The 15,611-nt window shown below is 65.0% G+C and carries 16 protein-coding genes and 1 tRNA gene; 7 read left to right on the forward strand and 10 right to left on the reverse strand.

Features of this window, described 5'->3' with window-relative positions; translation table 11 throughout:
- The first annotated feature begins 140 nt into the window (after positions 1 to 140).
- The 3 genes from BLU04_RS15800 (at position 141) to BLU04_RS15810 (ending at position 3,034) form a co-directional block, all read left to right on the forward strand.
- A complete protein-coding gene (locus BLU04_RS15800) occupies positions 141 to 1,199 on the forward strand; it encodes a Gfo/Idh/MocA family oxidoreductase (RefSeq protein WP_093288206.1) in 1,059 nt (352 codons plus the stop codon).
- A 45-nt stretch (positions 1,200 to 1,244) separates the two neighbouring features.
- Positions 1,245 to 2,039, forward strand: coding sequence for a ThuA domain-containing protein (locus tag BLU04_RS15805; protein WP_093288209.1), 795 nt, complete (start codon positions 1,245 to 1,247; stop codon positions 2,037 to 2,039).
- Between the two features lie 68 nt (positions 2,040 to 2,107).
- Complete coding sequence (locus tag BLU04_RS15810) at positions 2,108 to 3,034, forward strand: hypothetical protein (RefSeq protein WP_093288211.1); 927 nt, start codon at positions 2,108 to 2,110, stop codon at positions 3,032 to 3,034.
- Positions 3,035 to 3,057: 23 nt separating this feature from the next.
- Here BLU04_RS15810 and BLU04_RS15815 read toward each other — a convergent pair whose 3' ends face one another.
- Positions 3,058 to 3,927, reverse strand: a complete 870-nt coding sequence (locus BLU04_RS15815) for a helix-turn-helix domain-containing protein (protein ID WP_157895418.1) — start codon at positions 3,925 to 3,927, stop codon at positions 3,058 to 3,060.
- Positions 3,928 to 4,012: 85 nt separating this feature from the next.
- Between BLU04_RS15815 and BLU04_RS15820 the strand changes: the two genes are divergently transcribed.
- From BLU04_RS15820 to BLU04_RS15830, 3 genes are read left to right on the forward strand one after another with little or no spacing between them, the layout of a single operon-like run.
- Positions 4,013 to 5,707: a ribulokinase gene (locus tag BLU04_RS15820; protein WP_093288216.1), complete on the forward strand. Its 1,695-nt coding sequence runs from the start codon at positions 4,013 to 4,015 to the stop codon at positions 5,705 to 5,707.
- An 11-nt stretch (positions 5,708 to 5,718) separates the two neighbouring features.
- Complete coding sequence (locus BLU04_RS15825) at positions 5,719 to 7,347, forward strand: fucose isomerase (RefSeq protein ID WP_093288741.1); 1,629 nt, start codon at positions 5,719 to 5,721, stop codon at positions 7,345 to 7,347.
- A 4-nt stretch (positions 7,348 to 7,351) separates the two neighbouring features.
- Positions 7,352 to 8,107, forward strand: coding sequence for a class II aldolase/adducin family protein (locus BLU04_RS15830; protein WP_093288218.1), 756 nt, complete (start codon positions 7,352 to 7,354; stop codon positions 8,105 to 8,107).
- Positions 8,108 to 8,115: 8 nt separating this feature from the next.
- On the opposite strand, the gene BLU04_RS15835 is transcribed toward BLU04_RS15830, so the two are convergent.
- Complete coding sequence (locus BLU04_RS15835) at positions 8,116 to 9,945, reverse strand: heparinase II/III family protein (protein ID WP_157895419.1); 1,830 nt, start codon at positions 9,943 to 9,945, stop codon at positions 8,116 to 8,118.
- Positions 9,946 to 10,113: 168 nt separating this feature from the next.
- Positions 10,114 to 10,181 (reverse strand) — tRNA-Arg (locus BLU04_RS16685).
- A gap of 146 nt (positions 10,182 to 10,327) precedes the next feature.
- Here BLU04_RS16685 and BLU04_RS15840 point away from each other — a divergent pair.
- Entirely contained in the window at positions 10,328 to 10,684 is a 357-nt protein-coding gene (locus BLU04_RS15840) for a hypothetical protein (RefSeq protein ID WP_093288222.1), read from the forward strand.
- Here the strand turns inward: BLU04_RS15840 and BLU04_RS15845 are convergent.
- The 7 genes from BLU04_RS15845 to BLU04_RS15875 all read right to left on the reverse strand — a co-directional run bounded on the left by BLU04_RS15845 (position 10,681) and on the right by BLU04_RS15875 (position 15,603).
- Complete coding sequence (locus tag BLU04_RS15845; protein ID WP_093288225.1) at positions 10,681 to 11,103, reverse strand: hypothetical protein; 423 nt, start codon at positions 11,101 to 11,103, stop codon at positions 10,681 to 10,683. The two genes, BLU04_RS15840 and BLU04_RS15845, sit on opposite strands and share 4 nt — an antisense overlap.
- A gap of 95 nt (positions 11,104 to 11,198) precedes the next feature.
- Positions 11,199 to 11,441, reverse strand: coding sequence for a hypothetical protein (locus BLU04_RS15850; protein WP_157895420.1), 243 nt, complete (start codon positions 11,439 to 11,441; stop codon positions 11,199 to 11,201).
- Between the two features lie 70 nt (positions 11,442 to 11,511).
- Positions 11,512 to 11,733 carry a hypothetical protein gene (locus BLU04_RS15855; RefSeq protein WP_093288230.1) on the reverse strand — a complete coding sequence of 74 codons (222 nt, stop codon included), beginning with the start codon at positions 11,731 to 11,733 and terminating at the stop codon, positions 11,512 to 11,514.
- A 3-nt stretch (positions 11,734 to 11,736) separates the two neighbouring features.
- Complete coding sequence (locus tag BLU04_RS15860; protein WP_093288233.1) at positions 11,737 to 12,462, reverse strand: hypothetical protein; 726 nt, start codon at positions 12,460 to 12,462, stop codon at positions 11,737 to 11,739.
- Positions 12,463 to 12,493: 31 nt separating this feature from the next.
- Complete coding sequence (locus tag BLU04_RS15865; protein WP_093288236.1) at positions 12,494 to 12,745, reverse strand: hypothetical protein; 252 nt, start codon at positions 12,743 to 12,745, stop codon at positions 12,494 to 12,496.
- 18 nt (positions 12,746 to 12,763) lie between these two features.
- A complete protein-coding gene (locus tag BLU04_RS15870) occupies positions 12,764 to 14,869 on the reverse strand; it encodes a GDSL-type esterase/lipase family protein (protein WP_093288237.1) in 2,106 nt (701 codons plus the stop codon).
- Positions 14,866 to 15,603 (reverse strand): hypothetical protein, encoded by a 738-nt coding sequence (locus tag BLU04_RS15875; protein WP_093288240.1) that lies wholly within the window; start codon positions 15,601 to 15,603, stop codon positions 14,866 to 14,868. Before BLU04_RS15875 ends, BLU04_RS15870 begins: the two co-directional genes overlap by 4 nt.
- Positions 15,604 to 15,611 lie beyond the last annotated feature (8 nt).

Here is a 15,611-nt window from a genome sequence, read left to right on the forward strand (position 1 = left end):
CTATTATTCTGTTCTTTTATCCCAGTAAAGCCGATTGAACCGCTGATCCAAAGCCTTATTCTGGCCTAATCTCGGCAAAATCGCAGCAGCGTAAAAGTTCAATAATCACCAATACCCCCATCACCCCCCACTCCTCCCCCATGAACAAGAAACTCCAGATCGGCCTCATCGGCGCGGGCGGCATCGTCCAGGGCGCCCACCTCAACCCCGGCTGGCTCGCCGTTCCCGACTGCGAAGTCGTCGCCGTCTGCGACGTGAACCCGATCGCCGCCCAGAAGCTGGCCGACAAGTTCCAGATTCCCCACGTCTTCAACGACTACAAGGACCTCGTGAAGATGAAGGGCCTCGACGCCGTCGACATCTGCACGCCGAACAAGCTCCACACCCCGATGGTCCTCGCCGCGCTGAAGGCGGGCAAGCACGTCATGTGCGAGAAGCCCCTCGCCACCACGGTGAAGGAAGTCCTCCAGATGCAGAAGGCCGCCCAGGCCGCCAAGAAGATCCTGATGACCGCCCAGCACTGCCGCTTCGGCGAGCATTCCCAGGCAATCAAGGCGTGGGTCGACACCGGCGCCCTCGGCGAGGTCTACCACGCCCGCGTCAACGCCACCCGGCGTAACCATCTCCCCACCAGCCCCGGCTTCATCAACCCCGAGCTCTCCGGCGGCGGCCCCTGCCTCGACATCGGCGTCCACGCCCTCGACACGGCCATGTGGCTCATGGGCTTCCCCCGCCCCGTCCGCGTCAGCGGCCGCGCCCTGACGAACTTCGCCAAGGGCCACGAGATCCCCGGCGCCTGGGGCGAGTGGGACCGGAAGATGTACGGGGTCGAGGACTTCGCCTCCGGCTACGTCCACTTCGACAACGGCGCGACGATGGCCCTCGAGGCCAGCTGGCTCCAGCACCAGGAGAAGGAAGACTGGAACGCCACCCTCCTCGGCAAGAAGGCCTCCGTCACCTGGCCGACGGGGAAGTTCTACACCGCGATCAACCGTTCCCTGATCGACGGCGTCATCCAGCCGAAGCCGGGCGTGAAGCCCGCCCACACCGAGGAGATCCTCGCCTTCGCCGACGCCATCCGCAACGACAAGCCCTCGCCGGTTCCCGTCGAGCAGACCCTCTCCGTCATCGCGATCCTCGAAGGCATCATGACCTCGAGCGCCGTGAACAAGGAAGTCTCGATCCCCAAGTACGCTTAATGGCGCCCAATCACGGAACCCTCCCTTAACCCTCCACTCCTCATTATGAGCAACAAACTCCGCATCACCGTCTGGGGCGAAAACGTCCACGAACACAAGAACGCCGCCGTCGCCCAGGTCTACCCGATGGGGATGCACGAATGCATCGCCGCCGGCCTCCGCGAAACGTCCGGCACCGACGAGATCGAGGTCCGCACCGCGACCCTCGACCAGCCCGAGCACGGCCTCACCGAGGCCGTCCTCGAGCAGACCGACGTCCTCACCTGGTGGGGCCATTGCGCCCACGGGCAGGTCGACGACAAGATCGTCGACCGCGTCCAGCAGCGCGTCCTCCAGGGGATGGGCCTCATCGTCCTCCACTCCGGCCACTACGCGAAGATCTTCCGCCGACTCCTCGGCACCACCTGCTCCCTGACGTGGCGCGAGGCGGGCGAGAGGGAGCGCCTCTGGGTCTGCAATCCTGGCCACCCCATCGCCCAGGGGATCGACCGCCACTTCGAGCTCGCGAACGAGGAGATGTACGGCGAGCCCTTCGCCATCCCGACCCCGGACGAGATGATCTTCATCAGCTGGTTTGAAGGCGGCGAGGTCTTCCGCTCCGGCGCGACCTGGAAGCGCGGCAACGGGAAGATCTTCTACTTCCGCCCCGGCCACGAGACCTACCCGACGTACTTCGACAAGAACGTCCGCCGCGTCATCCGCAACGCCGTCTCCTGGGCCAAGCCCGAGGGCAGCAAGTGGATCGACTCCGCCCCGAACATCCCCGTCGAGCAGGCGTGCGAGAAGATCGTCTCCAAGGGCCTCTCCCTCCACAAGGCGGGCGAAGCCGGATACCGCTAGGCCCCGCCTCCGGACACGGGCGCGCCTCCCCTTTTTTGCGTTCCGCGGGAACGCATGTAAGATGGGGAGTGCGCGCCTTTTCCGCTCTCTTCACCCTTCTTGTTCTTTCCCCGTGCCTCGCCTTCCTGGGCTGCACGACGGCGACCAGCCTCAACACCTCGGCCTCCGACGTCTCCGCCCGGAACGGGCTGGTGAACGGGACCTATTACTATATCCCGGAGGGGACGATCGTCCTCTCCGGCCTCGTCGAGCCTGCCGACCGGGACGTGAAGGACCAGCCGACCGTCCACAAGGGCGACTTCACCCTCACCGCCGCCGTCGACCTCCGGCCCGACCGGACGATGCGGTTCTTTTTCAGGCCCGATGAAAACGTCTTCCTCGACAGCGACACCCGGCTGATCGTGAACGACAAAGCCCTGCTCGACACCGTGACCTCGGCCACGCTCGGCAAGGGTGCCCCCGCCGCCCTCACCATCGCGCAGATGGCCCCCGTGCCGCTCGACTTCGGAGCGGAACCGGCCGGGGACGCCGTCCCCTTCACCTACCGCTTCGATCCCTTCAACGCGGCCCAGGTGGCGGCGGTGCGGCGGGAATTGGGCCGCCGCGGCATCCGCCTCGACATCACCCCGGCCCTGGCGGCTTCCTCTGCCAAGCCCGACCCGAAGGCGATGCAAACCGGGACCCGGGATCCCGCCGCCCCCGTCGTCGCCGATCAATACTCCGGCATCCTCTTCCGCCCCGTCGTCCCCCTCACCCTCACCTTCCGCACGGGCAACGCGGCGCTCGGGGACCAGGAGATCCTGCTTTGCGTTCCCGACAAACGCTCGCTCCTCGCCTTCAACCTGGAACGGGGACTCCTCATCGACAAGAGCGTCGAGCTCCAGTTCCACGACGGCGTCCTCGTCGCCTCCCACATCGGGAAGCCGGGCCTCGTCACCTCCCTGATCAACATCCCGCTGAACATGATCCACACCGTCTTCACCGGCGGGATGTAGATCCCTCTTCCGCGACGGCGCGGCTAACTGACCCGCTCCGCATGCTCCCGCCGGAACTGGGCGGGGGAACGGCCCGCGTTCTCGTGGAAGACCCGGCTGAAATGGTGCCGGTTCGCGAAGCCGACGTTTTCGGCCACCGCCTCGATCGATAGATCGGTCAGCGCCAGGAGGCGGCACGCCTCGCGCACCCGCCGCCGCGTCACATACCGCGCCGGGGTGATCCCCAGATGGCGGCGGAACCACCGGCCGAAGCCCTCGACGCTCATCCCCGCCCGCTGCGCCAGCTCCCCGTTCGGCTGAGGCTGGCCGAGGGAGCGCTCGATCCCCTCCAGGATCAGCCCGAGCGCGGGGGGAAAGGGCGATTCCTGCCCCAACGGGGATCGGCTGAAGCAGGCATGGATCACCGCGAGCCCGGCATGGAAGATCCGCTGCCGCTCGACCCGCGTCTGGCGCGGACCGAGGCATTGCTCCTGCAACTCCCCGATGGTCGCCGCCAGGGCCGCGCTCAGGGGGAGCGTGAACCGCTCCGCGACGAAGCGGGCCGTCAGCGGGGGCGAGAAATGAATCCAAAGATGGGGCACGCCCGGAGCGCCCCGGCTGTTGAACAGCGTGTTGTCCGGAATCACCATCACCTGGTCGGGTTCGAGTCGATGGCGCTCCCCCCCCATCTCGATATAGCTCCCGGGCTTTGAGTTGTAATAAAACCGCCAGAACGGATTGCAGAGCCGGTCGTAATGCCACCGGAGGCCGAGGGGAAGATAGCCGATCTCGTGAAGCTGGAAGTTCCCCGCCCCCCAGCGATCGAACTCGTGGAGATGGAGTCGCCGAGGATTAACCCCTCCCCGCAGGAGAGGAGGATCATTTTTAGATACAAAACTGCCAGGATCGGACACAGACAAAAGCGTGCCGCAGCGGGTACAATCTTGTCACTCGCAATCGGCCTCCGGCTTTCACTTTCCACCCGTTCTTCCCCCTTTCATGCACTACGCCCTCGGACTCGATTACGGGACCAATTCGGTCCGCGCCCTCATCGTCGCGACCGCCGACGGGAAGGAAATCGCGACCGCCGTCGTTCCCTATCCCGGCGGACGCCAGGGTGTCCTCCTCGATCCGAAGAACCACCTCCTCGCCCGGCAACATCCCGGGGATTACCTCTTCGGCCTCGAACAGTGCATCGGGCAGGCGATCTCCCTCGCCCAAACCCAAGAGGCCCATTCCGGTTTCTCCCCCGACCGCATCATCGGCATCGGCGTCGGCACCACGGGATCCAGCCCCCTCCCCGTCGACGCCCGGAACGTCCCCCTCGCCCTCGATCCGCAGTGGAGGGAAAACCTCGCCGCGCAATGCTGGCTCTGGAAGGACCACACCTCTCACTGGGAAGCCGCCGAGATCACCCGCCTCGCCGCCCTCCACCGCCCCCGGTACATCGCGAAATGCGGCAACACCTACTCCTCCGAGTGGTTCTGGTCGAAGATCTGGCACTGCCAACGGACCGCACCGGAGGTCTTCGCCGCCGCCCACAGCTGGATCGAGCTGGCCGATTACATTCCCTCCGTCCTCGCCGGGATCGCCGACCCCCGGGAGGTCCGGCGCGGCATCTGCGCCGCCGGGCACAAGGCCCTCTACTCCGACGAATGGGGCGGGCTCCCCGATCGGGAATTCCTCGCCCTCCTCGATCCCTCCCTCGCCGCGCTGCGGGACCGCATCGACGCGAAGGCCCATGACGCCACCCAGCCCGCCGGAACGCTCTGCCCCGTCTGGGCCGAGAAATTGGGCCTCCCCGCCGGCATTCCGATCGCCATCGGGGAACTCGACGTCCATTACGGCGCGATCGGATCGGGCATCGAGGAGGGAACCCTCGTGAAGGCGATCGGCACCTCGACCTGCGATTGCGCCGTCGTCCCCGCCACGAAGCAGGTCGCCGATATTCCCGGGATCTGCGGCATCGTCCCCGGCGCGATCCTTCCCGGCCACCACGGGATTGAGGCGGGCCAATCGGCCGTCGGGGACATCTTCAAATGGTTCGTCGAGGGCTTCTGCAAGGGGAACGACGCCCTCTACGCCAGCCTCGCCTCGGAGGCCGCCGCCCTGCGCCCCGGCCAGAGCGGGCTCCTCGCCCTCGACTGGAACAACGGGAACCGCACCGTCCTCGTCGATCCGATGCTCACCGGCCTCCTCGTCGGGCAAACCCTCTACACGACCCCGGCCGAAGTCTACCGCGCCCTGATCGAGGGCACCGCCTTCGGGGCCCGCGTGATCATCGAGCGCCTGCGGCAATACGGCGTCCCCGTCGGGCGGATCGTCTGCTGCGGCGGCATCGCGGAGAAAAACCCCCTCCTCATGCAGATCTATGCCGACGTGACGGGCTGCGCCATGCAGGTCGCCGGATCGGGGCAAGCCTGCGCGCTGGGGGCCGCCGTCGCCGCGGCGGTCCTCGCCGGTCCCGCAAAGGGAGGCCACGCCGATTTCCCCGCCGCCCAGCGGGCAATGACCTCGGTGAAGCCCTTCTCCTACCTTCCCGATCCCGCGCACGCCGCCGCCTACGACCACCTCTACGCCCTCTACCTCCGCCTCCACGACGCCTTCGGCGGCGTTGCCCCGGGCGTCGACCTTTCCACCGTGATGAAAGAGCTCATCTCCCTCAAGAACTCAGCAAATCAAGCCAATCAATGACCCTCCGCCCCATGAAAAAGAAACTCGTCTACCTCGTCGCCAACGGAGACCTCCGCGCCAGCGCCAACCAGAAGTGCGAAGCCGCCCAGGCCGGGCTCGAAGCGAGCCTCGTCGCCGCGATCGAGGCCGAAGGCCACGCCGTGAAGCGCGCCCACGGCTTCGACAAGGCCAAGGGCCACGGCTTCATCGACAGCCAAAAGTACGGCATGGCGGTCTTCCGCTTGATCCCGAAGGAGGCCCCCGTCATCGTCGCCGAGGCGGTCTGGCAATACAGCCACCACCTTCTCCCCGGCCTCGCCGCCCATCGCGGCCCGATCCTCACCGTCGCGAACTGGAGCGGCACCTGGCCCGGCCTCGTCGGCATGCTCAACCTCAACGGCAGCCTCACGAAGCAGGGCGTCCCCTACAGCACCCTCTGGAGCGAGGATTTCGCCTCGGACGCCAAGTTCCTGAAGAACCTCCGCAGCTGGCTCACCACCGGCAAGGTGAGGCACGACACCTCCCACGTCGCGAAGTGGAGCGAGAAAACCGCTCCGGCCTCCGCCACCGCCCTCGGCACGAAATTCGCGAAGGCATTCCGCGAGCAGCAGCAGATCATGGGCATCTTCGACGAGGGCTGCATGGGGATGTACAACGCCATCATTCCCGACCACCTCCTCCACGCCACCGGCGTCTTCAAGGAACGGCTCAGCCAGTCGGCCCTTTACGCCCGGACCCTCACCGTCACCGACGCCGAGGCCCGCGCCGTCTACCGGTGGTGGCTCGACAAGGGGATGAAATTCCAGCTCGGAAAGGACGAGGAGACCGACCTCACCGAGAACCAGGTCCTCCTCCAGGCGAAGACCTACATCGCCGCCGTCCGCATCGCCGACGACTTCGGCTGCGCCACCGTCGGCATCCAGTACCAGCAGGGCCTGAAGGACCTCCTCCCCGCCTCCGACCTCGTCGAGGGAACGCTGAACAATGTCGACCGGCCTCCCGTCTATCGCGAGGGAACCCGGACCGAGCTGTTCAAGCGCGAGGCGCTCCCCCACTTCAACGAAGTCGACGAATGCGCCGGCCTCGACGGATTGGTCACCTACCAGCTCTGGAAGAAACTCGGCCCCGGTTTCGAGCCCGAGAACACCCTTCACGACCTCCGCTGGGCCCGCCATTACCAGGGCAAGGACGGCGCGGGGAAGGCCCTCGACGCCTACGTCTGGGTCTTTGAGATCTCCGGGGCGGTTCCCCCCGCCCACCTCATCGGCGGGTGGAAGGGGACGACCAGCGAGCGTCAGCCCGCGATGTACTTCCGCCTCGGCGGCGGCACCGTGAAGGGCGTCAGCAAGCCCGGCTGGGTCGTCTGGAGCCGCGTCTTCGTCGAGGGAGACGCCCTCCACTACGACACCGGCCTCGCCGAGGTCGTCTCCCTCCCGCAGGAGGAGACCGACGATCGCCTGAAGCTCACCACCTCCCAGTGGCCGATCATGCACGCCGTCCTCCAGGGCGTCAGCCGGGACCAGATGATGGCCCGCCACAAGGCGAACCACATCCAGGTCGTCTACGCCCCCGACAAGGCGGGCGCGAAGAAGGGCCTCCATGCCAAGGCCGCCGCGATGAAAGAACTCGGGCTCAAGGTCTCGATCTGTGGTACGATCTGACCCGATGAGCACGCGCATCGAAGAGATCCTCGCCCTGTCGCATGAACTCGGCCTCGAGGCGCGGGGCCTCGCCATGTTGGGCGAGGGCAACACCTCGGCCCGCGTCGGTGCCGATTCCTTCGTCGTGAAATCGAGCGGGAAGAACCTCGCCACCCTCGGCCCCGACGGCCTCACCGAATGCCGCTTCGACGCGCTCCTTCCCCTCCTCGAGGAGAAGGGCCTCTCCGACACCGCCATCGACGACCGCCTCCTCGCCGCCCGCGTGAATCCGGAGCAGGGGAAGCCCTCCGTCGAGGCCCTCTTTCACGCCTACTTCCTCACCCTCCCCGGCGTCGACTTCGTCGGCCACACCCACGCCACCACCGTCAACGGGATCCTCTGCTCCCCCCGGGCGCGGGACTTCGCCGAGAATCGGCTCTTCCCCGACGAGGTCGTCTGCTGCGGCCCCGCCTCGGTCTTCATTCCCTACACCGATCCCGGCCTCCCCCTCGCCGTCGTCATCCGCGACGGGACGACGAAGTTCATCGGGAAGCACGGCCTCGCCCCCCGCGTCGTCCTGCTGGAGAACCACGGCATCATCACCCTCGGCTCGACGACGAAGGCGGTCCTCGCCGCGATGCTGATGGCCGAGAAGGCGGCGCAGATCTTCGTCGAGGCCGCCGCCCTCGGCGGGCCGGTCTTCCTGACGCCGGACCAGATCGTCCGCATCTCCGGCCGCCCCGACGAGCACTACCGCCAGCGCGCGCTCGGGATGAAGTAAGGGAAAAGCTAGGGCAGATTCCCGCTCCACGCCGCGAGCGACGCGGGCAGGGCTTCCTCAAAGCCCGTCCCCGGCAAGGGAGCCTTGTCCGGGACGAACCAGACGCGGAGACGGCCCGTCTCCCCGGCGGGGCTCGGGAAGGAGGCGTCGAGACGCCGGGTATCCTTGTTCTCCGCATCGTACGGCTGCTGGAGCGCGGCGGCCTCGGTGACGGCGAGGTCGACCTTTCCGCCTCCCTCCCGTTGAAAGATGAGCCGGGCCGTCTTCCCCTCCTGCTCCAGCCGGACCCGGTCGGGAGCCTCGACCGTCACCTTCGCCTTCGTCAGCCATTGCCAGCGGAGGGCGACGGGGGCGGAGGCGGTCGTCCACTCGTCCTCCAGCAGGACGCGGCGGTCGGGGAGCAGGGCCGCGCCGCGCCAATAGCGGCTCACCCGCCCCGGCCAGAGCGCCGAGACGTCGATCACCGAATGGGGAATCGGCCCCGCCGCCGAGAAGCGGACGAACGAGGCCATCCCCTTCACGAACGGATCGCCCCCGTCGAAGACCACGATGTTGTGCGAGGCCGCCCCGATGCGGAAGACCGTCCACCGCCCGCCGCCCTGCTTGCCCTCCCAGAGTGCGATCCCCTTGCTCTCCAGCGTCTCGTAATCCTGCATCCCCAGGTCGAGCGCCCACCGGACCCCGTCGGCCTCGACGATGAAGGAGGAGGCGTCCATGTGCCCGTGATTCCCGCTCGGGCTCCCGCCCTTGAATCCGAGATAGACTGCGAGGGGGTCGCCCCACGCCGAGCGATGGATCGCAAGCGGGTTGTTCCCCCGTCCCAGCCAGCTCGTCGGCGGCCACGCCTGAGCCCGGGAAGCGGTCGCCTGGAATGCCGGTTGCCACCAGAGGAGCGCGAGGGGGAAGAACCGGTCATCCCCTCCCGCCGCCTTCCCCTTGTCGTACGCCGCGAGGTTCGCGTCGAGCCGCGCCAGATCCCAGTCGAGGAGCGAGGGCCGGTCGAACCGCCGCGCGAACCAGAACAGCGCCGGGGAGAGGGACCGTCCCGTCGGACTGTCGGCGTAGTCGTAGAACTTCCCCGTCGGCGAGGTCACCTGCGCCATGTAATCGCCCGTGACCGCGAAGCCGGGAAAATCGGCGAGGCCGAGGTCGCTCCCGAGCGCCGATTGGAGCGAGGAGACCAGCATCACGTGGAAGGTGGTGCCGTAATCCCAATAGCCCGGCCCCTCGGGATAGGCCCCGTCGGGCGCATAGGCGGCAAGGGCCGCCTTGCCGAGGTTCGCCCGCGCCCGCCGGATCACCGACTCGGCCAGCGCCGGATCGTCCTCCCACGTCGCGAGCGCGGCGGCGACGAGGCCGCCGTGGCAGACCTGGCACCAGTTGTTATCCCCCGTGATCCACCAGAGCTGCCCCACCGGCGCGTCGAAGGAAGGCCGGAGCGCCTTCGTCCGCAGGGCCTCCGAAAGAAGCGCCCGATCGGCGGGAGAAAGGCTGTCGTGCAGCCAATCGAGGCCGATGGAGACCGCGAGGGACATCTCGGCCACGTCGAGGAAGTGGGAGGGATTCCAATCGTCGAAGGCCGCGACATTGAGAAGCTCCGCCCGCGCCCGCGCCACGTAACGGGGATCATCGGTCAACCGCGCCGCCATCGCCAAAACCAGGATCCGCGACTCCGCCGCACGCGAGACATCGAGGAGACGCCGTCCCCGCATCTGGCGAACGAGCAGGGGCGTCGTCAGAAGCTTGTCGGCCCGCCGGAGCAGCACCTCGGAAAGCCGGCGGGAGACCGGATCGGCGACGATCTGCTCCTTCAACCGGGCCACATCGGCCGGCCTCATCAAGAGCCGGGGATAGTCCGAAGCGATGGAAGGAATCGCCTGCCCCGGCACCTCCGCCCGCCCCGCGTCGGCCCCCAGTAAAAGAAAAGCCCCCAGGCAAAGCAAAAGGCATCGGAGAACGGAAAAAGGGCGCATCGGTTTTGAGAGGAAGAACGTTGAAATCAAAACTGGTGGTCCCGAGCGGAGTCGAACCGCTGACCTACCCTTTAGGAAAGGGCGGTTTTTGGATCATAACGAATTGCATATTAAGCACATTACGTCCGATAATTGATGGATTGGCTTTTTGGTGGCTCTTTCGTTTAGAGCATCCCTTCCTTAAAGGGTTACACGATACGCATGCTAATGGCTTGTTCAAATTTCCAACTTGTAGCACTATACGCCCATGAAGTTTCTTCGCCCGCTGGCCGCCTTCCTCCTCATGGCGTCCGCAGTCTATGCGGAAGACCTCTCCCCTCTCCCCGCCGCTGAGGAGAAGAAGGTCTACGCGATCGTAGGAAATATCATGCAAGTGCAAGATGACGGCGTTCTTGTGGAATGCGATGCCGAGACCGCCAAAGCCGATTCAGACCGAGAGTCAAAATCTTTGAAGGGGGAACGTGCTACAGGCCTGATACTCCTCAAGAACTACCCGAAGAACAAAGCGAGGACTTTAGCGCCCGTTCGCGTTGATGCAATTGATGATGGGCTGGTGAAGTATCCAAACAAGACACTCCACTCCTACGTCATTAAAGATTCCTAAGCCAATCCCGCCCTACGCGCCGGGATCGAGGCGTAAAGCGGCTCGCTCAGGCCGTCGGGGAGGGTGGGATCGAAATGGCGCATGAAGCGATCGATGCGGGCTAGCTTGAAGTTGGCCGCCCACTTCTTTGAGTCGGTGAAGGCCGGGTTGTTCCACTCCGCATGGTCGAGGTACTGACCCGCGAAAAGGACCGTGCCGTCCTCCCTCTCGATCTGGATCATGTCTCGCGGCCGCAGGAAGGGGAAGAAGGCGACGATGGCGCGGGTGATGGCGAGCGTCTCCCCGTCGACCAGGACGCCGAAGGAGGCCAGGCCCTTGTTCGTGTCGTCATCCTCGTAGGAGTCCCAACCGCCGACGCTCTTGCCCTGGCCGTATTGCGTCAGCTCGATCCGAATGCGGTTGGCGGATGGGGTCGGCATGAAAGTGGTGCGGGGGATGGAAGGAGGGGAAACATGCAAACCCTTCCCGGCCTTGCGGAACGGGACATCCCCCGCATCAAATGCGGCGAGTCAACCTAGGGCTTAGCGGCTTCCCGCGCCCACCGCGCCAGACTCATGTTCTGAAGATCCCGATCGACGGTGACGAAACCCGCCGTGTCGGTCGCCGTCATCCCTTCGCCTCCCTTGAGGGCGGGATGAAAGCGGGTGCCATAGGTCGCCGCTAGGTCGGTGAAGTGAGTGACGTAGTAGGCACTGACCCGGTATCCGGCGCATTTTCCTTGAGCGTCGAAGACGGGGGCGTGCGGTTCGGTCCACATAGCGGGGGTCTCCGGCGCGGGGACGGGCTTCGGAGCGACCGTGCCGCACCCAGCCAAGATCAAGGCGAGGCTAAGACAGGCGAGATTGCGCATCGGATTCGTCTCCCTTGATGGCCTTGGCTTCGGCCTCGTTGTCTTTCTCGACCTCGGCGGCCTCGCGGAGGGTCTGCGCGTTCTGGATCATGGCCGGGGTGTTGCTCTCGGTATCGCGCTGTTTGATGAGGCCCGCCGTCTCAGCCCAGGCCTTAAGGGCTTCCGGCAGGAGGGCAGTGAGCCAGGCGGGTATGACCATGACCTAGCTCCCGGCGTTGAACCGGACCTCCATGCCGTAGAGGAACGCTGAGGTGAGGGCGGAGCTGTTCGGATACTGCGTTAGGAAGGTCTTGAGGGCGGAGGCGGTGGCGTCGAAAATGGCGTCGTAGATAGCGACCTCGGCGTCGCTCAGGCCCGCCTTGCCCTCGGCCTTCGCGGCGGCGATCGAGGCATCGGAGGTGTCGACGGTGCCGGTCGAGGAGGTGATCTTGTAGAGGGCTCCCGTGACGAGGGAGCCAATCTTCCCCGTCCCGCTGCCCTGGACGTTCGCTAGAATGCGACCGGCTGCGTAGTCCCCGGCGGCCGTGGCGACGAAGTTCGAGGCGGGGAGGGCGGCTACGACCGTCGCGGCTTTCTCGACCGTGGAGCCCGCCGACTTCGCCGCGCTGGTCAGTTCCGCGCAGCCGGAGACGAAGAGCGAGGCCGAGAAGAGGAGGACGACAGCCGCCGGGCTGGTGCCAGGACCGGAGAACCTGGCCCGGACCCATTCGACGATCTTCTTCCGCAGCGTGACGGAGTGGATCACGGCGTAGATGGCTCCCGCGGTGATGAAGACCCAGCCCGAGAAATGATCGGAGACGAACTGGATGAGGGGGTCGACGTGCTCCGGGTGGACGCCGAGGGATCGGAGCCACTGGCCGAACGCCGCAAGGGCGGGGGAAACCAGGTCGAAGAGGACCGGGATGAGGAGGCGAAGGAGGAGATTCATACTCCCCTCGCCGCCTGTCAACCGATCCTCGTTAGTCCTTGAACAGGTGGAGGCCCCACTCGATGAGGGCCATCAAGCCCGTACCCAGGAGTGAAAGTACGAAGGCAGCCCCCATGACTTTCTTCTTGTCGCCCTGGAACTCGGCCACATCCCGCTCGACGGTGGCCACGCGAAGAACAAGGCCGGTCGTTCCGAATGCGGGGTTTCCCACCACGGCCGTCTTGATCTCGTTAAGAAGGATGTCCTGGGCGTCGAGGCGGGCCTTTAATTCGTCGTAGCTCATAATTAGGGGTAGGGGCGGCTACCAGCTCGAAAGCGCGGCCCGCTTCCAGGTGTTCGTCGCCGTGCAGACGTAGATGTAGGACGAGTCCCAGGTAATCGTACCAGCAACACCGGAAGAGGTGGCGTTCGCGGGGGGGGATGACCCGATCCTAATAGTCCCATTCACCTGGAGGGCGTTGACCCCGTCATTCATGTCCCCCCCGAACGAGGCAAAACCATTTCCATAAATCGCAGCAACAACGCTTCCCGTCGTGCCGTCGGTGGCAATGGGGCGGAAGGAGACGCCGTTCTGGCCGGACGCCCAAACAATCTCCGTAGCGAAGCCCGCCGCGTTTCCGCCGAGGTGCATGCCATACAGGTTTCCTCCGCCACTATAAACAGCGAGGCCGCCACCCCCACCCGTCAGGTCACTCCCGTTGGTTTTAGTCCAAGAGGTCGGCCCAGATCCGGACGGCGTGATCGTGAGCGCCTGCCCCATGTTGATCGGCCCATGATAGATGCTGTTAACAGTGAAGGCATCCGTGCCAGACGATGTATCAAGCGCGAGCGCATGTCCGTTCGACCAGAGCCACGTGGCGCTGGAAGAATTAGCCTCATTGGATGGCGACTCGATGATATCGAATATCGGATTTCCCGTGTAAAGCGTGTGAAGGATTGGAGTGCCGTCGATGACGTTGCTATTTAAAGTCATTCCGTGCTCGGTGTCGGCATTGAGTTCATACCCGCGGAGCAGGATTTTAGACCCGGTGTGATTCTTGCCGATTCCGATTTCGGAACTCGATCCCCCCGCGGCGTCCAAATAAACGTTCGCCGTCGAGACGCCGAAAGAAGGGCCACTAGGGATCGACCCGCTAGAGAAAAACGAGAGGGTGTTGGAGCTGCCGTCCGTTAACTTGGAGTTTTGCGGAAACGTGATGGGGCCGGTGAAATTCATGCCTGCGAAAGGCACGTCCGTGTAGCCGGGCGTCGCAGGAACACCCGCCCCTTTGCCAGCCATGACGCCATTGAGATATCGCGCCAGTACCTGCTGCCCCGCGTCGAGCGGGTGGAGTCCATCGTAGTAGAGCCCAGTGTCAGCTGGGTTCGAGAGCGCGGCGGCGTAATCAATCAGGATATCGCAGGGAATTGTTCCGTTACGAATGGCGCTGTTCACCTGCTGACGATAGCCCTCCATTGTCGCTGTCCAGCCGTAGGCGCTCGTCCGGGGCGTGATCGTGGAGAGCACCAACGTGAAGCCGTCGCTCCGCGCCTGGGCGCAGTAGGTGCCGAGGGCGGTGATGACCTGCGATCCGGTATTACCGAGATTCCCTATATCGTTCGTCCCGATCATGAGGAACAGATAAGCGGTCGCTCCACCGCTTCCGCCGCTCGCTGACGGGCGATAGGGCTTCACGTTGGAGTTGTAGCGATCGGATACGTTATTTCCCGATCCCGACCCCGGAGAGATCGTGCTCCCACTAACGGCATCATTAATGATCGTTCCGCGCCCGGACGCGAAGGACATCGAGGCGAAATAATAGGAGAAGGGATGTGTTGCGAACGCGCCCGCCGTGATCGAGTCGCCCTCGAAAATGAAGTATTGGTCGGTGTTCAGCTTGACCAATTTTCCGGGCGCATTGAACGCATTCCCCTGCGTTGTTGCCGAAGCGTCCAAAGAGAGGATAGCGCTACCGTCGATTGCGAGGCCGGAACCGATTTTGACGCCGCCCAGGACCGAGGCGGATGCCACGGGCAGTGAAAGGGTTCCATCGCCCGCCACAGCCAATCCACCGCCGATCTTCACAGCCCCCAGAATAGAACTGGTGGCCTTCGGAAGAAACTGCGGCAAAAGCATGCCCCCACCATCGAGCTTCACAAGCTGGTTGGCAGCGTTGAAGGTGTTTCCCTGAATGGTGACTCCACCGGTTCCGCCTGCTCCGCTGACGTTCAGCCCGCCGGAGGAGGCCGAGACGGAAACCGCCCCGGAACCGGAGCCAATGGAAACCGCCCCTGCGCCGATGACGGAGTGGCCGCCCATGTCGAGATTGCTTCGGGCAGCGCCCTGAAAGTTGGGGCTGTTGACCTTGTCCTGAGCGTGAGCGCAGGCGGAGGCGCCCAGGAGGGCGAGGAGGAGGAGTTTTTTCATGGAATGAGCAGGTAATCGATCGATCCGCCCGACTCGCTCGATTCGGGAGCGGCGGAAAGGTGGATAGCAAGGGAGGTGGCCGTGGTGGCGGTCTTGTTCCGATGGGCGCGGATGTCGTCGGCGTCCGTCGGGAGGGAGAGGGTCAGGAGGGCGCGAGGCGATCTGGACAACCCCAGGGCGGTGAGATCGGCAGTGTAGTCCTGCTGGCCGACGACCAGGGCGATGGAGCCCGTAAGGGAGACGGTGAGGATGTCGACCGGGGAGGGATAGACAGGCTCGGCATCCGTGGGAATGCCTTCGTCCCCCTTGATCACGTCGTCGAGAATGATGGCGTCCCAGGTATTCGAGGAAGTAATGAGGCCCGCCGTGCTGCGGACCTGGATTTCCCCCATGCAGGTCACCGAGGCCAGCGGATGCCCTCCGTTGTCGATGAGGGTGTTTAGCTCGGTCGTATTGAACGACGGCGAGAAGGTGTAGACGGCACTTGCACCCGCTCCGGCCTTTTCCCAAGCCAGGTCGGAGACGATGTACCCCCCATTGTAGTCCCCCTTGACCTTGATGCCGAAGATGCCGGTTGAGGCCGTATCGTCCAGGTCGACGACGCTTCCCCCGCGGCAGAATTGGAGGCTGATGGTTTGCGAGTCCCCCCGCTTAAAGGCGAGCTTCGCGACGGCGGTGTTATTCAGCGGCCCGACAACGAGCGAACCGGCGTTCAGGTCGAAGTAGAGCTGCACGTCACTTT

It is taken from the genome of Verrucomicrobium sp. GAS474 (assembly GCF_900105685.1).
Taxonomy (GTDB): domain Bacteria; phylum Verrucomicrobiota; class Verrucomicrobiia; order Methylacidiphilales; family GAS474; genus GAS474.

Bases quoted from the DNA above. Each gene is read 5' to 3' on its own strand.
- BLU04_RS15800 (WP_093288206.1), top strand. From the start codon at position 141: ATGAACAAGAAACTCCAGATCGGCCTCATCGGCGCGGGCGGCATCGTC.
- BLU04_RS15805 (WP_093288209.1), top strand. From the start codon at position 1,245: ATGAGCAACAAACTCCGCATCACCGTCTGGGGCGAAAACGTCCACGAA.
- BLU04_RS15820 (WP_093288216.1), top strand. From the start codon at position 4,013: ATGCACTACGCCCTCGGACTCGATTACGGGACCAATTCGGTCCGCGCC.
- BLU04_RS15825 (WP_093288741.1), top strand. From the start codon at position 5,719: ATGAAAAAGAAACTCGTCTACCTCGTCGCCAACGGAGACCTCCGCGCC.
- BLU04_RS15830 (WP_093288218.1), top strand. From the start codon at position 7,352: ATGAGCACGCGCATCGAAGAGATCCTCGCCCTGTCGCATGAACTCGGC.
- BLU04_RS15835 (WP_157895419.1), bottom strand. From the start codon at position 9,945: ATGAGGCCGGCCGATGTGGCCCGGTTGAAGGAGCAGATCGTCGCCGAT.
- BLU04_RS15840 (WP_093288222.1), top strand. From the start codon at position 10,328: ATGAAGTTTCTTCGCCCGCTGGCCGCCTTCCTCCTCATGGCGTCCGCA.
- BLU04_RS15845 (WP_093288225.1), bottom strand. From the start codon at position 11,103: ATGCCGACCCCATCCGCCAACCGCATTCGGATCGAGCTGACGCAATAC.
- BLU04_RS15850 (WP_157895420.1), bottom strand. From the start codon at position 11,441: ATGTGGACCGAACCGCACGCCCCCGTCTTCGACGCTCAAGGAAAATGC.
- BLU04_RS15855 (WP_093288230.1), bottom strand. From the start codon at position 11,733: ATGGTCATACCCGCCTGGCTCACTGCCCTCCTGCCGGAAGCCCTTAAG.
- BLU04_RS15860 (WP_093288233.1), bottom strand. From the start codon at position 12,462: ATGAATCTCCTCCTTCGCCTCCTCATCCCGGTCCTCTTCGACCTGGTT.
- BLU04_RS15865 (WP_093288236.1), bottom strand. From the start codon at position 12,745: ATGAGCTACGACGAATTAAAGGCCCGCCTCGACGCCCAGGACATCCTT.
- BLU04_RS15870 (WP_093288237.1), bottom strand. From the start codon at position 14,869: ATGAAAAAACTCCTCCTCCTCGCCCTCCTGGGCGCCTCCGCCTGCGCT.